Origin of the sequence: Streptomyces sp. F63, from assembly GCF_018070345.1 — a bacterium.
Lineage (GTDB): Bacteria > Actinomycetota > Actinomycetes > Streptomycetales > Streptomycetaceae > Streptomyces.
This window is the reverse complement of record NZ_JAGPXX010000003.1, coordinates 214,074-228,575: the sequence shown is the minus strand read 5'-3', so window position 1 is coordinate 228,575 and position 14,502 is coordinate 214,074. Positions and strand designations below refer to the sequence as shown.

12 protein-coding genes and 2 tRNA genes are annotated in these 14,502 nt (G+C 72.2%); 5 read left to right on the top strand and 9 right to left on the bottom strand.

Features of this window, described 5'->3' with window-relative positions; all coding sequences use genetic code 11:
- The first annotated feature begins 7 nt into the window (after positions 1-7).
- Positions 8-409 (top strand): cyclic nucleotide-binding/CBS domain-containing protein, encoded by a 402-nt coding sequence (locus KBZ10_RS05055; RefSeq protein ID WP_210986264.1) that lies wholly within the window; start codon positions 8-10, stop codon positions 407-409.
- A gap of 146 nt (positions 410-555) precedes the next feature.
- On the opposite strand, the gene KBZ10_RS05050 is transcribed toward KBZ10_RS05055, so the two are convergent.
- Complete coding sequence (locus KBZ10_RS05050; RefSeq protein WP_210986263.1) at positions 556-2,022, bottom strand: catalase; 1,467 nt, start codon at positions 2,020-2,022, stop codon at positions 556-558.
- A 169-nt stretch (positions 2,023-2,191) separates the two neighbouring features.
- Here KBZ10_RS05050 and KBZ10_RS05045 point away from each other — a divergent pair, with 169 nt between their 5' ends.
- A complete protein-coding gene (locus KBZ10_RS05045) occupies positions 2,192-2,611 on the top strand; it encodes a Fur family transcriptional regulator (protein WP_210986262.1) in 420 nt (139 codons plus the stop codon).
- Between the two features lie 163 nt (positions 2,612-2,774).
- Here the strand turns inward: KBZ10_RS05045 and KBZ10_RS05040 are convergent.
- From KBZ10_RS05040 to KBZ10_RS05025, 4 genes are all read right to left on the bottom strand, one after another.
- Positions 2,775-2,848: transfer RNA gene (locus KBZ10_RS05040), tRNA-Met, on the bottom strand.
- Positions 2,849-2,959: 111 nt separating this feature from the next.
- Positions 2,960-4,927: a tetratricopeptide repeat protein gene (locus tag KBZ10_RS05035; RefSeq protein ID WP_210986261.1), complete on the bottom strand. Its 1,968-nt coding sequence runs from the start codon at positions 4,925-4,927 to the stop codon at positions 2,960-2,962.
- Between the two features lie 166 nt (positions 4,928-5,093).
- Positions 5,094-5,167, bottom strand: a tRNA-Met gene (locus KBZ10_RS05030).
- A 42-nt stretch (positions 5,168-5,209) separates the two neighbouring features.
- Positions 5,210-8,077, bottom strand: coding sequence for a UPF0182 family protein (locus KBZ10_RS05025; protein ID WP_247701822.1), 2,868 nt, complete (start codon positions 8,075-8,077; stop codon positions 5,210-5,212).
- Positions 8,078-8,259: 182 nt separating this feature from the next.
- Here KBZ10_RS05025 and KBZ10_RS05020 point away from each other — a divergent pair, with 182 nt between their 5' ends.
- Entirely contained in the window at positions 8,260-8,850 is a 591-nt protein-coding gene (locus tag KBZ10_RS05020) for a PPA1309 family protein (protein WP_247701821.1), read from the top strand.
- A 68-nt stretch (positions 8,851-8,918) separates the two neighbouring features.
- Here the strand turns inward: KBZ10_RS05020 and KBZ10_RS05015 are convergent, their stop codons facing one another.
- From KBZ10_RS05015 to KBZ10_RS05000, 4 genes are all read right to left on the bottom strand, one after another.
- On the bottom strand, positions 8,919-10,007 hold the full coding sequence (locus KBZ10_RS05015) for a PDZ domain-containing protein (RefSeq protein WP_210986259.1): 1,089 nt from the start codon (positions 10,005-10,007) through the stop codon (positions 8,919-8,921).
- 170 nt (positions 10,008-10,177) lie between these two features.
- Entirely contained in the window at positions 10,178-10,387 is a 210-nt protein-coding gene (locus KBZ10_RS05010; protein WP_210986258.1) for a hypothetical protein, read from the bottom strand.
- Between the two features lie 245 nt (positions 10,388-10,632).
- On the bottom strand, positions 10,633-11,100 hold the full coding sequence (locus KBZ10_RS05005; protein WP_210986257.1) for a molybdenum cofactor biosynthesis protein MoaE: 468 nt from the start codon (positions 11,098-11,100) through the stop codon (positions 10,633-10,635).
- Between the two features lie 55 nt (positions 11,101-11,155).
- The gene (locus KBZ10_RS05000) at positions 11,156-12,265 is read right to left on the bottom strand and encodes an SDR family oxidoreductase (protein ID WP_210986256.1); all 1,110 of its coding nucleotides are present in this window, start codon (positions 12,263-12,265) and stop codon (positions 11,156-11,158) included.
- A gap of 196 nt (positions 12,266-12,461) precedes the next feature.
- Between KBZ10_RS05000 and KBZ10_RS04995 the strand changes: the two genes are divergently transcribed.
- Positions 12,462-13,910 carry a zinc-dependent metalloprotease gene (locus KBZ10_RS04995; RefSeq protein ID WP_210986255.1) on the top strand — a complete coding sequence of 483 codons (1,449 nt, stop codon included), beginning with the start codon at positions 12,462-12,464 and terminating at the stop codon, positions 13,908-13,910.
- A complete protein-coding gene (locus KBZ10_RS04990; RefSeq protein WP_210986254.1) occupies positions 13,907-14,485 on the top strand; it encodes an NUDIX hydrolase in 579 nt (192 codons plus the stop codon). The genes KBZ10_RS04995 and KBZ10_RS04990 overlap by 4 nt, the downstream gene beginning before the upstream one ends.
- Positions 14,486-14,502 lie beyond the last annotated feature (17 nt).

Here is a 14,502-nt window from a genome sequence, read left to right as displayed (position 1 = left end):
CCGCTCCATGCTCGTCCGTGACGCCATGAGCACCGTGGTCCTCACCATCGGCCCCGCCCATACGCTGCGTCAGGCAGCCCGTCTGATGTCGGACCGCCGTGTCGGCGCCGCCATCGTCCACGACCCCGACACCAGCGGCATCGGCATCCTGACCGAACGCGACATCATCGACTCCATCGGCGCCGGCCAGAACCCGGACGACGAAACGGCGCAGGCCCACACCACGACCGATGTCGTCTTCGCCGCCCCCGGCTGGACCCTGGAGGAGGCCGCGGCGGCGATGACGCACGGCGGTTTCCGGCATCTGATCGTGCTCGACGACCAGGAGACGGTGGGAGTGGTCTCGGTCCGGGACATCATCCGGTGCTGGGCGCCGGCCCGCCGGGAACCGGCCGCTCTGGCGGGTTGACCACCGCCGTCCCGGGCCGGAGCCGCCCGGACCGCCGGCGAAGACGGCCGGGGTCCGGGGGGCGGAGGAATCCGCGCCCGGAACGGCGGAAAGAGCCGGTCCCCTCGCGGGGGCCGGCTCTCTCCGTCCTTGCGGCAGGCGCCGGGTCAGCCGCGCAGGGCCTGGACCGCGGCCTCCAGACGCTTGCCGAAGTCCTCGTCCGCCTGGCGGAAGTTGTTGATCGCCCGCTCCAGGATGTCGTCCCGCGTGACGCCGCTCATGGCGCCGGCGAGGTTGCCGACCAGGCGCTCCTTCTCGTCCTCGCTCATGAGCCGGTAGAGGTTGCCCGCCTGCACGAAGTCGTTGTCCTCCGCGTGCCGGGGGGTGTCCGCCTCGCCCGTCTCGCCGCTGACGGGGACCGGCTGCCACAGCGGGCGGTTGGTCTGCGCCGGGCCGCCGAAGCTGTTCGGCTCGTAGTTCTTGGCGCCGTTGTGCCGGCCGTCGTAGAGGAAGCCGTCCCGGCCGTGCGTGCGGGCCTCGGTGGCGTGCGGGCGGTTCACCGGCAGCTGGTCGGCGTTGACGCCGACGCGGTAGCGGTGGGCGTCCCCGTAGCCGAAGAGCCGGCCCTGCAGCATCTTGTCCGGGGACGGGCCGATGCCGGGCACGAAGTGCGCCGGGGAGAAGACCGACTGCTCGACCTCGGCGAAGATGTTCTGCGGGTTGCGGTTGAGCTCCAGCTTGCCGATCTCGATGACCGGGTAGTCCGCGTGCGGCCACACCTTGGTCAGGTCGAACGGGTTGAAGCGGTAGGTCGCCGCCTCGGCCGCCGGCATGATCTGGACGCCGACGGTCCAGCTCGGGTAGTCGCCGCGCTCGATGGACTCGCGCAGATCGCGCTGGTGGCTGTCCGGGTCCTCACCCGCGAGCTTGTTGGCCTCTTCCTGGGTCAGGCACTTGATGCCCTGGTCGGTCTTGAAGTGGTACTTGACCCAGAAGACCTCGCCGGCCTCGTTGTTCCACTGGAAGGTGTGCGAGCCGAAGCCGTCCATGTGGCGGTACGAGGCGGGGATGCCGCGGTCGCCGAAGAGCCAGGTGACCTGGTGCGTCGACTCCGGGGAGAGGCCCCAGAAGTCGAAGACGTTGTCCGCCTCCTGCGAACCGGTGTAGGGGTCGCGCTTCTGGGTGTGGATGAAGTCGGGGAACTTGATGGCGTCCCGGATGAAGAAGACCGGGGTGTTGTTGCCCACCAGGTCGTAGTTGCCGTCCTCGGTGTAGAACTTCAGCGCGAAGCCGCGGGGGTCCCGCACCGCGTCGGCGGCACCGAGGTTGCCGGCGACCGTGGAGAAGCGGAGGAAGACCTCGGTCTCCTTGCCCACCTGGGAGAGGAACGTCGCCCTGGTGTACTTGGTCACGTCCGCGGTCACCCTGAAGGTGCCGTAGGCGCCCGCGCCCCGGGCGTGCACCACGCGCTCCGGGATCCGCTCGCGGTTGAAGTGCGCGAGCTTCTCCAGCAGCAGCTGGTCCTGCACGAGCACGGGACCGCCGACGCCGGCCGTCTCGCTGTTCTGGTTGTCCGCGACCGGAGCCCCGGACTCTGTCGTCAGCGGTCCTGTCGCCTCGCCCTGCACCGTCACTTGCGCCTCCCGCGTTTTCTGCAGTATCTGCCGTTCTGCTTGGTTTACAGCGAAACCGATCCTACATTGGACAGTGTCCAAGTCAAGAAGAACCCGAAGACCATACGCGTTCGGAACCCGGGGTACCCGCTTGTTAAGCTGGACCCCCAGATTTCGTTAGGTGATGGACATGAGTGACCTACTGGACCGCCTCCGAGGCCGCGGGTGGCGGATGACCGCCCAGCGGCGGGTCATCGCCGAGGTGCTCGACGGCGACCATGTCCACCTGACCGCCGACGAGGTGCACGCGCGGGCCGCCGCCCGACTGCCCGAGATCTCGCGCGCGACGGTGTACAACACCCTCGGTGAGCTGGTCTCCCTCGGCGAAGTGATCGAGGTCTCCACGGACCGCCGGGCCATGCGGTACGACCCCAACGCCCACCGCCCGCACCAGCACCTGGTGTGCGGCCGGTGCGGCACGGTGCGGGACGTCCACCCGACGGGCACCCCGCTCGCCGACCTTCCCGAGAGCGAGCGCTTCGGCTTCACCATCTCGGGAGTCGATGTGACGTACCACGGCCTCTGCCCGGCCTGCGCCTCCTCCGCCTGAGCGGTACGGGGCCGCCTCGCAGCCGCGCCGACCGGGTCCGCCGGGATGGCCGGCGCCGCCCGCACCCGGCAGCCGCCCGACGCCGAACCCGCCCGGCACCACTGGTCGGCGGCTCGCATACGACGAAGGCCCGGATCCTGTGGATCCGGGCCTTCGTACCGAGTAGCGGGGACAGGATTTGAACCTGCGACCTCTGGGTTATGAGCCCAGCGAGCTACCGAGCTGCTCCACCCCGCGTCGTTGTCTCAACTCTAACCCGCCGGTGACAACCGGCGCAAATCCGGGACACCGGTCCCGGAACCGCGGGGAAAGGCCGGGCGGCCGGGCCCCGGCGACGACTCCGGGACGCTACGCCGACAGCTCCTGCCGGAGGGCGTCCCGGAGTCTCGCCGCACGTTCCGCCACCTCCGGGGGGCCCAGCTTCACCGCCTCCGAGCACCACTGCTGGGCATCGACCAGATCGCCGCGCCGTGCCGCCAGCAGAGCCAGCCGCAGGGCCGCCCGGCCGTGTCCCGCCTCGGCCGCCCGGGTCCACCAGAGCGCGGCCTCCGGCTCGCTGCCCTCGCGGGCGTAGAGCAGGCCGAGGTTGAAGGCGCCGTTACGGCTCCCCGCGTCGGCCGCCCGCCGGTACCAGCGGGCCGCCTTCACCACATCGCCGCGGGCGGCGGCCAGCATCCCGCACCGCACCTGCGCCCTGCGGTGCCCCTGCTCGGCCGCGCGCTCGTACCACTCCTCCCCCTCCGCGGCGAGGCCGTCCCCGGGACCGGGCGTGGCACCACCGCCCTCCTCCTCACCGGAGCGGCCGCGCGCCATCCGGTCGAGCAGCGCGCCGAGCCGGAAGGCGGCCTCCGCGCTGCCGCCGCCCGCGGCGCAGCGCAGATGGCGCTCGGCCTCCCGCTCGTCGCCGTCCCGGAGCAGGGCGATGGCCACCTGGAGCGCCGCCTCGGTGTGCCCGGCCGCCGCGGCGCGCTCGTACCAGCGACGGGCCTCGGCCTCCTCACCCCGTCCGGTGTGCAGGATGCCGAGATTGAAGGCGGCGTCGACACTGCCGGCCTCGGCGGCCTTGGAGAACCACGGGCCGGCGCCGGCGGCGTCCCCCTGCTGGAGCAGCAGAACGGCCAGGGCGTTGGCCGCCTCGCGGTGACCCGCGTAGGCAGCGCGGCGGTACCACTGCTCGGCCTGGTCGGTGCGGCCCTGCTCGGCGCAGAGCAGCCCGAGGTTGAAGGCACCGTTGACGTCACCGGCGTCCAGGGCGGCGCGGTACCAGCGCTCGGCGGTCTGCGGCTCGCCACGGTCGGCGTGCAGGGCCCCCAGGGCGTTGGCGGCGTTGCCGTCCCCGTCCTGAGCGGCACGGCGCCACCACACCGCGGCACTCTCCGGATCGCCCGCGTCGCGCAGCAGGAAGCCCAGCGCGCAGGCCGCACGGGCCTCCCCGTCCTTGGCCGCGCTCAGATACCAGCGGCCGGCCTCCTTGGCCTCCCCGCGCTCCTCCAGGAGGGTGCCGAGGTAGAGCGCGGCGCGCCGGTGGCCGCGCGCGGCGGCCTGCCGGTACCACTGCTCGGCCTCGGCGGAGGCGCCCCGCGCGGTGTCGTCCACCGGCACCGGGCGCGGCGGGGCCGGGGCGGGACCGAGCTCGCGGGCGGTTCCGTCCGCGCGGTCGCCCCGGGCGGGGTCCCTCAGATCGAGGATCCGTGCGAGCCGGTAGGCGGCCTCCCGGTGCCCCTGCTCGGCGGCGACGCGGAACCAGCGCTCCGCGCCGACGTCGCTGCGGTGCTCCAGCAGGTCCCCGAGGGCGTACGCGCCCAGAGCGTGCCCCGACTCGGCGGACTGGCGCAGCCAGTACTCGGCGCCGGTCTCGTCGCCGCGCTCGCGGCAGTAGCGGCCGAGGGCGTGTGCGGCGGCGGCGGAGCCGGCGACGGCGGCGATCCGCCACCAGCCGGCGGCCTCGTCGACGTAGCCCCGCTGGTGCAGCAGCACGCCGAGGTTGTTGGCGGCGGCGCGGTCACCGGCGGCGGTGGCGGCGCGGAGGTGCGGTTCCGCGCCGTCGAGGTCTCCGCGGCGGAGCAGCAGCGCTCCGAGGACGCTGGAGGACTCCGGGTCACCGGCTTCGGCGGCACGGCGGTGCCGGGCCTCCTTCTCGGCCTCGGCCGCGGTGGTGTTGTCCAGGTCGGCGGTGGTGCCGGCCGCCTCCGGGCCGGGAGCGGTGTCCGGGCAGGCCGGAGCGCCGGACGGCGCGACCGCATACCTCCCGGTATCCGGTGGAGCCGCAAATCGACCTGATTCCAACAGATTTGCCTTGTCCCCCATAAGGGCCATCGTCGCACCACCTGCAACCTGCGTACACCTGGTATACCGCAGCCAGTGAAGTCACTTCGGCGTTTTGTCGACTTCCCGACATGACGGGAACTCAAACTCCAGCGCGTACAGTCCCCCCGTACAAGTGAAGGACCCGGAGTCTGTTGACTCCGGGTCCTTCTGTGAGTAGCGGGGACAGGATTTGAACCTGCGACCTCTGGGTTATGAGCCCAGCGAGCTACCGAGCTGCTCCACCCCGCGCCGTTGTGTGACAACCGTACCACGGCGCGGGGTGTTGCCTGCTCAGCCGCCCTGTTCCGGCTCCCGGGCCGCCTTCTCGGCGTCCGCGGCCTGCTTCAGGGCGTCCCTGAGGTCCTCCTGCGCCTTGCCGTAGGCGGTCCAGTCCTGGTCCGCGAGGGCCTTCTCACCGGCCTCGATGGCTTCCTGGGCGTCCTCCAGGGCCTGGCGCACGGTCGGGTCGTCACTCGGGCGGTCGCGCTCGCCCCCGTCGCCTTCCCCGCCCTCGCCCGGCGGCGGTTCGGTCCCGCCGGTGTCCGCCTCCTTCTCCCCGAAGACGACGTCCAGCGCCTCGCCGAGCGTGTCCTCGAAGGCGGTCTCGTCACCGTAGGAGACCAGAACCTTCCGCAGCAGCGGGTAGTTGGTCCCGGCACCGCGGACGTAGACCGGCTCCACATAGAGCAGGCCGCCGTCCAGGGGGACCGTCAGGAGGTTGCCGTACTCGATCTCCGAGTCCCCCCGCTGGAGGATGTTGATCTCGTTGGCGATGGCCGTCTCGGAGTTGAACTTGCTCTGCACCTGCTGCGGTCCGGACACGGTGGTGTTGGACGGCAGTTTCAGGATTCTGATCCTCCCGTACCCGTCACTGGTGGCATCCGCGTCCACGGCCATGAACGCGCCGAGGTTGTCGCGCCGGTTCGGGGTGAAGGTCGTCGTCAGCGAGAACGTCTGCTCCTTCTGGTCCGGCATCCGCATGCTGAGGTAGTACGGCGGCACGGAGTTGCCCGACTTGTTCGTCGGGTCGTCCGGGACCTGCCACACCTCGCTGCCGCTGTAGAACTGCGCGGAGTTGGTGACGTGGTAGCGGGTCAGCAGCTCGCGCTGGACCTTGAACAGGTCCTGCGGGTAGCGCAGATGCTCCATCAGCTCGGTGCCGATGGCGCTCCGCTTCTCGACCGTGCCCGGGAAGGCCTTCATCCAGGTCTTGAGCACCGGGTCCTTGGTGTCCCACTGGTACAGCTTCACCGAGCCGTCGTAGGCGTCCACCGTGGCCTTGACCGAGTTGCGGATGTAGTTGACCCGGTTCTCCTGGGCGACGACCTCGCGCTGGCCGGTGGTCAGCGAGTCGGCCGTGGTGTCGCCCAGCGTGGTGCGCGAGGCGTACGGGTAGCCGTTCGACGTGGTGTACGCGTCGACGATCCACTGGATCCGGTCGCCCACGACAGCCGGATAGGCGTCGCCGTCGATGGTCAGCCAGGGCGCCACCGCCTCCACCCGGTCCTTGGGCGTCCGGTTGTAGAGGATCCGCGAGCCCTCGCCGATGGCTCCGGAGTACAGGATCTGCGGTTCGCTGAACGCGGCCGCGTAGGCGGCGCGGTTCACCGGGCCGGAGAGGTCGACCCCGCTGTCGCCGGTGTAGCTGTACAGCTTCTCACCGCTGTCGTCGGAGTAGTCCAGCTCCTTCTGCGGGCCGCCGACGATGGAGTACTGCTCCATCTTCTCGCCGTAGTAGACCCGCTGCTGGTACTTGCCGAACTCGCCCTTGGAGGGCAGGTCGGACTCGATGAAGTCCGGCGCGCCACCGCGGGTGGTCGAGGTGCCCTTGGCGGCCACCGCTCCGTAGCCGTGGGTGTACTTGAAGTGGTCGTTGATCCAGTTGCGCTCGGGGATGCCGCCGATGTTCAGCTCGCGCAGCCCGATGACGGTGTCCTGCTCCTTGCCGTCGCCGTCCTTGTAGCGGTCGACGTCCAGGGTGTCCGGGAAGCCGTAGTAGCCGCGGACCTGCTGGAGCTGCTGGAAGGTGGGCGAGACCACGTTCGGGTCGAGGAGGCGCAGGCTGGCCGTGCTCTCGGCCTCCTCGCGCAGCTTGGCGCTCTCGGCCTCGTCCACGGAGACCTTGCCCTCGTAGTCGCTCACCTTGGCGTCGTCGATGCCGTACGCGTCGCGCGTGGCGTCGATGTTCTTCTTGATGTACGGGGCTTCCTTGGCCTGCTCGTTCGGCTCGACCTGGAACTTCTGCACGATGGCCGGGTAGAGGCCGCCGATGAGGATCGCCGACAGCACCATCAGGCCGAAGCCGAGGACCGGCAGCTGCCACGTGCGCCGCCAGAGGGTGGCGAAGAACAGCACCGCGCAGATGGCGGCGATGAAGAACAGGATCGTCTTGGCCGGCAGGTAGGCGTTGGCGTCGACGTAGCGCAGTCCCGTCCAGTTGCCGGTGGCCTTGAAGTCACTGGACTTCACCGCCAGGCTGTACCGGTCCAGCCAGTAGGCGACCGCCTTCAGGGCGACGAAGAGACCGACGAGCACCGACAGGTGCCCGGTGACGGCACCGGTGGCGCGGGCCCCCGGGCTGGTGAGCCGCAGGCCGCCGTAGAGGTAGTGCGTCAGCGCGGCGGCGATCAGCGACAGCACGACCGTCGCGAAGCCGAAGGCCAGCAGGAAGCGGTACCAGGGCAGGTCGAAGGCGTAGAACGAGACGTCCTTGCCGAACTGCGGGTCCTCGGTGCCGAACGGGACGCCGTTGATCCACATCAGCCAGGTGCGCCACTGGCCGGCGGCGGAGGCGCCGGCGATCAGGCCCACCAGGGCCGTCACGCCGAGGAGCACCCACTTCTTGTAGGGCGCGATGCCCATCCGGTAGCGGTCCAGGCTCTGCTGCTCCAGGGACATCGCGCTCAGCGGCGGCCGCATGCGGTGCGCCAGCCAGACGTTGACGCCCACGGCGGCCGCCATCAGCAGCCCGAAGACGGCGAACAGCCCGATCTTGGTCCACAGGGTCGTCCTGAAGACCGAGGAGTAGTCGACCGAGCGGTACCAGAGCCAGTCCGTCCAGAACCCGGCGAACATGACGAACACCATGGCCAGCAAGGCGAGCGCGGCCAGGGTCAGCAGCAGGGTCCTGGAACGCCGGGACGGTCCGCCGGCTCTCATCCGTGGCCCGGTCGGGCCTCCGCCGCGGTCCGGCATCTGGAAAGCCAAGGTGCGCCCCTCGAAGAAATCGCAGTCATATGGGTCGTATGGACGAGCCCAGAGATCCTAGGGCCCACTCATGCAACTTACTCAAGCTTTACCCAGTTCCCGATTCCGGCCACGAAGAAGGCAAGATACGGACCATGTCTGCCTCCTCCGTACCGAACGGCCCCGACAGCCCCCAGCCCGCCGCGGGCCCGGCGCCCGTCGCCGCCGGACCGCTCACCCGAGCCGTGCTCGAGATCGACGAGTACGCCGCCGGCCTCGGCTGGGACCAGCCCGCCCGCCTCTTCGCCCTCGTCGACACCGAGCGGCTGCTGTCCGAGGAACCCGAGCTGGCCGCGCAGCTCGGTCTGGAGAGCGGTGACGGCTCCGGCGCGCTGACCCCCGTCGAACAGGACGAGCTGCCCGCCGGGACGCCGCTGGACGAGTTCCTGGGGACCATCGCCTGGCCCGAGGCCGTGAGCGGCTGCGCCATGACCGTGGAGCGGCTCATGCTGCCGCCGTCCGCCGAGGCGTCCGTGCCGGAGGGGCTGGACGGCGAGCAGCTGACGCGATGGGTCGCCGACCACCCGGACCGGCAGGAGGTCCGGATGACGGTGGCGGTGCTGCGGGACGGAAGCCGCGAGTCGGCTCTGCGGCTCCGCGAGAAGGACTCGCCGACGGAGGTGCTGACCGGAGCCGGCCTGGTGCCGGGGCTGGCCGAGGCGCTGTCCGCGACGTTCGCCGAGTAACGCGGCCCCCGCCGGTCCGGACGGCCGCGGGTGCCCACGGGGGCGGGGGCGGCCCGTGCCGCCCGGGCTCAGCCCGCCGGGCAGCGGGGCAGGGCGGCCGTCCGGCCCTCGGCGATCTTCTCCAGGGAGTCCACGGCGTCGCGGAGGGTGCGGACCTTGACGAGGGTCAGCCCGGCCGGCTTGCCGACGAGGGCGGCCCGGCAGTTGTCCGCCGGGGTCAGGAAGAACTCCGCGCCCTGCTCCCGGGCGCCGATCGTCTTCATCTGGATGCCGCCGATGGGGCCGACCTTGCCCGCCTCGTCGATCGTCCCGGTGCCGGCGACGAACTTCCCGCCGGTCAGCGAGCCGGGGGTCAGCTTGTCGACGAGACCGAGCGAGAACATCAGTCCGGCACTGGGCCCCCCGACGTCGGCGAGCTTGATGTCGATGTCGAACGGGAAGGTGTGGTCCGTTCCCGCCTGAATGCCGACGAGGGCGCGGCCGTCCTCGGGCGCCTTGCCGGCGGTGACGGTGACCGTCTCGGTCTCCTTCGGCTCCGCCTTGCCCGCCTTCTCCGCCGCCGCGGCCTTCTTGGCGGGCACGACGGTGAACTCCACCCGCTCACCGGGCTCGTGTTCGGTGACGAAGTCCGCCACGTCCGCCGGCTTGCGCACCGCCTTCCCGTCCACGGCCCTGATCACGTCACCGGCGTGCAGCCTGCCCTCCGAGGCCCCGCCCTCGACCACGGAGGCCACGACCACCCACGAGGTCACGGGTATGCCCAGTTCCTTGAGGGCCGCCACCTTGGCGCTCTCCTGCGACTGGCTGAACTCCTCGGCGTTCTCCTCGTCCGCCTGCTCCGCCGTCTGCCCGTCCGGGTAGAGGGTGCTGTGCGGCACGACGGCGTCCCGGGAAAGCCAGCCGTAGACCGCCTCGGCGAGGTTCATCCGGTAGTCGGCGCCGGTGACTCTGACCGTCGTCATGTTGAGGTGGCCGGTGGCCGGATAGGTCTTCCGGCCGGTCACCTGGAGCACCTCCTCGCCGCCGTGCTTCTCGAGCGTGTTCACGGTCGGGCCGGGGGACATCTCCGAGTACGGCACCGGAATCAGCACCCCGGCGCACAGCAGCGCGATCAGCAGCAGGGTGGAGGCGAGCATCGTCGCAGTGCGGCGTGGCATGGAACGACAGTACGGGACCGGGTCAGGGGTCCACTCGCGGGGCGGGCCGTCCGGGGACTGCCCGGGAGGGCTCACGGACGGCCCGGAACGGCCCGGAACGGCCCGGGGGCACGGCCGAGGACCGCGCCGGGGTACGCCGCGCGGGCCGCGGGGAGGAGCGGGGCCGCGGGTCAGGCCGCGTCGGAGCCGGAGGCCGGCCCCCGGTCCGAGGCGGCCGGCCCGGGCACGGAACCGGAGCGCTCCATCGCCTCGCGGAACTTCGCGTAACCGGCGAGTTCGGCGACATCCCCGGTCTTGCGCTTGCGGGCCGCCCAGCGGGCCCACACCCCCGCGGCCACCGCCGCGACCACCGGAATCAGCAACCAGGCGACAGCCGCCATGCCGGCCTCCCGACTCCCCGCACCAGCGCGTTCATCAGCGCGCATCAACAACAGATGAGCAGATTAGCCATCCGCACTGTCAACGCTCGCGGCAGGGGGGCGGTTACGCAAGCCGGGCGGGAGCACGGTGGCTTTCCGGTTGATACCCGGCACGCGGGGCGGTACACCGCTTTTCCGCCCGTACCGGGGTCTGTCCCCCTCGGCCGGGGGCGTTCCGCCGTGTCCGCGCGCCGCGCCCCGCCCCTCTACGCCCCGACCCATTGTTCGGTGCCGTCGGTGAACTGCTGGTGCTTCCAGATGGGGACCTCGTGCTTGAGGTCGTCGATGAGGCGCCGGCAGGCGTCGAAGGCCTCCGCACGATGCGGACAGGAGACCGCGACCACCACGGCCACGTCCCCCACCGACAGGTCGCCCACCCGGTGAACGGCGGCCAGCGCCCGTACCGGGAACTCCGCGGCCACCTTCTCCGCCACCCGCCGCAGCTCGGTCTCGGCCGTGGGGTGGGCGGTGTAGCCCAGGGCCGCCACACCGGAGCCCTCGTCATGGTTCCGCACCGTGCCGACGAAGAGCGCGGTGCCGCCCGCGGCGTCGTCCGGCACGGCCCCGAACACCTCGTCGAGCGAGAGGGGGCTGTCGCGGACCGCCAGCAGGCGGATCGGGTCGGGGTGGGCCTGCTCGCCGGGATGCTCGTACGTCCGTGCCATGGCGCCCATCGTGCCGCACCGGGCGGGGATCGGGGAACCGGCGCCCGCGCGAGGCGCCGGGCGCTCAGAGGCGGCGGCGGGCCTTGCGCGCCCGGCGCACGAGGGCGGCCGTGCCGACCAGGGCGACGGTGGCGCCCGCGGCACCCAGCGTGGTGGCGTCCTTGCGGCCCAGCCGGCGGCCCGCGACGGTGTGCCGGCCCGCCACCTCGTCCAGCAGTTCGGCGAGGACCTCCTCGTTCGTGTACCGGGGCCGCCATCCCGCCTCGTGCAGCCTGCTGCCGCTGACGACCCAGGGGTGCATCGTGTAGGCCAGATCACCGGCCGGGGACGGGGTGAGGCCGAGCCGGTGCAGGCGGGAGGCGGCGCCGAGGGCGACGGCGGACGGAAGCTCCATCCGCCGGATTCCGGAGAGCTCCTCGATCTCCTCCTGCTCCAGCCAGCCGTCGCAGCCGACCACGAACTCGCCCTCGACCTGCTCCAGCGCCGCGTACTCCAGGGCGCTCACCAGGTCCTCCATGTGGCAGAACTGCCAGGTCGGGCGGGAACCGGCGACGACCAGCAGCCGCGGTGACTCGAAGTAGCGGGTGAGGGCCGTGTCGGTGCCGCCGACCAGCACGGTGGGCCGGGCCACCGTCACATTGAGGCCCGGGTGGGCGCGGGGCGCCCGGCGGCCGAGCCGTTCGATCTCCAGCAGGTCGCCGACGCCCGTGGCGTCGGCGGTGGCGCGCAGTTCGGCGTCCTCCGCGAGCGGAACGTCGTTGTCGGGCAGGGCGCCGTAGACCATCGCCGAGGTGCACAGCACGACACGGCGCACACCGGCGGCCGCGGCGGCGGTGAGGACGGTCTGGGTACCGCGGACGTTGTACGCGGTACGCGCGGCCGGGTCGGACTCCAGGTCGAGATCGAGCGCGAGGTGCACCACCACGTCGACGCCGCGGAGCTTCCCGGCGATGAGCGGATCGCGCACGTCGAGGAGGTGCCACTCGGCCTCCGGCACCTCCCCGCGCCGCTCGTCGATCGCGATGACCTGCTTGATCTGTTCCGAGGCCGCGAGCCGCCGGGTCAGCAGCTCACCGGCTCCCGTCGCGGCGCCGGTGACCGCGACGACGGGCCGCCGCGCGGTCGCCGGCGGGGGGTTTCGCGTTGCGCGAACTTGATGATCTGGGGAACTCACCGGGCGTCTCCAGCGGTTGTCTGCGTACATGCGTACGTGCGCCTGAGCGTACGGACCAGGTGGCGTCCATCCTGCCGCAGGCGGTGGGGCGGCGGAGCACCCGAGCCAAGAACGGGGCCGACGTGTCTACGCTGGGTGGTGACGCCGGACAGTCGCCGCCGGCCGGAGCCGGCGGCCCTACGAGCCGAGGAAGCCCGTGAGTGACAACCCATTCGGATTCGGCCTTCCGCCGGAGGAGCCGGAGGACGGCGACGACGGCAGGAAGCAGGGCGGCGAGGGCGGTGGCCGGGGCCCGGCGAATCCCTTCGGGTTCGGCACGGGGCCCGGGGGGCCGGGCGGTGACAACCCGCTCGCCGCGATGTTCGGTTCCCTGAACCCCAACGACCTCGGCGCGGCCTTCCAGCAGCTCGGCCAGATGCTCTCCTACGAGGGCGGCCCCGTGAACTGGGACATGGCCAAGGACATCGCGCGGCAGACGGTGGCCCGGAGTGCCGCCGGGGGAGCCGGGGACCCGAGCGTCACGCCCGCCGAGCGCTCCTCCGTGGAGGAGGCCGTACGGCTCGCGGACCTCTGGCTCGACGGGATCACCTCGCTGCCCTCCGGTTCCAGCTCGGCGGTGGCCTGGAGCCGGGCCGAATGGGTCGAGGCGACGCTGCCGGCGTGGAAGGCGCTGGTGGACCCGGTCGCCGAGCGCGTAGCGGGCGCCATGGGCGACGTCCTGCCCGAGGAGATGCAGGCCATGGCGGGCCCCCTGCTCGGGATGATGCGGTCGATGGGCGGCGCCATGTTCGGCACCCAGATCGGCCAGGCCGTGGGCACGCTGGCGGGCGAGGTCGTCGGCTCCACCGACATCGGACTGCCGCTGGGACCGCCGCACAAGGCAGCGCTGCTGCCGGTGAACATCGCCGCCTTCGGCGAGGACCTCGGCGTTCCGCTGGACGAGGTGCGGCTCTACCTCGCCCTGCGGGAAGCGGCCCACCAGCGGCTCTTCGACCATGTGCCGTGGCTGCGCTCGCATCTGTTCGGCGCCGTCGAGGGCTATGCGCGCGGCATCAAGGTGGACACCGCCAAGCTGGAGGACGTCGTCGGCCAGCTCGACCCCTCGCGCCCCGAGCAGCTGCAGGAAGCCCTGCAGCAGGGCATGTTCCAGCCCGAGGACACACCCGAGCAGAAGGCGGCGCTGGCCCGGCTGGAGACGGCCCTCGCTCTCGTCGAGGGCTGGGTGGACGCGGTGGTGCACGCGGCGGCGTCGCCGCATCTGCCCTCGTCGGGCGCGCTCCGCGAGATGCTGCGCCGGCGCCGCGCGACCGGCGGGCCCGCCGAGCAGACCTTCGCCACCCTCATCGGGCTGGAGCTGCGGCCGCGCCGGCTGCGGGACGCCTCCCGGCTGTGGGCGTCGCTCACCGACGCCCGGGGAGCCGACGGCCGGGACGCCCTCTGGGAGCACCCGGACATGCTGCCCACGGCGGAGGACCTGGACGACCCGGACGGCTTCGTCCACCGCGAGCAGGTGGACTTCTCCGAGCTCGACAAGATGCTCGGGGAGGCGGCCGGCGGTTCCGGCAAGGACACCGGGCGCGAGGACCGGGACGCGGAGGGCGGAGAGCCCGGCGGCTCCGGGCGGGGGGACGACGGCGCCAAGTGAGCCTGCACGCGGACGCGAAGCACGTACTGGAGAGCTGGACCCCGCGGGTCCCGGCGGCCCGCCCCGCCCCGTCGGCTCCGGGCGAGCGCCCGCCGGCCGGTTCCGGTCAGGAGGAGTTGCGGCGGGACTACCTCGCGCATCTGGCCGCGCACCCGGACGGCATGGGGAAGGGCTGCCGGGAGGGGCACATCACGGCGAGCGCGCTGGTGGTGGACCCGGACACCGGGCGGGTGCTGCTGACCCTGCACCGGAAGCTGGGGATGTGGCTGCAGACGGGCGGCCACTGCGAACCCGGGGACACCACACTGGCGGGCGCCGCACTGCGGGAGGCCACCGAGGAGTCCGGTATCCCCGGGCTGGAACTGCTCCCCGGCGGGCCGGTCCGGCTCGACCGGCACCTCACGCCCTGCGCCTGGCATCTGGACGTGCAGTACGCGGCCCTCGCCCCGGCCGGATCGGTGGAGGCCGTGAGCGAGGAGTCCCTGGAACTGCGCTGGTACGGCTGGGACGAGGTGCGGCGCGTGGCCGACACCTCCGTCGTCCGGCTGGCTGAGAGCGCCCGTGCGCTGCTCTGAGGCGCCGCACGTGCGAA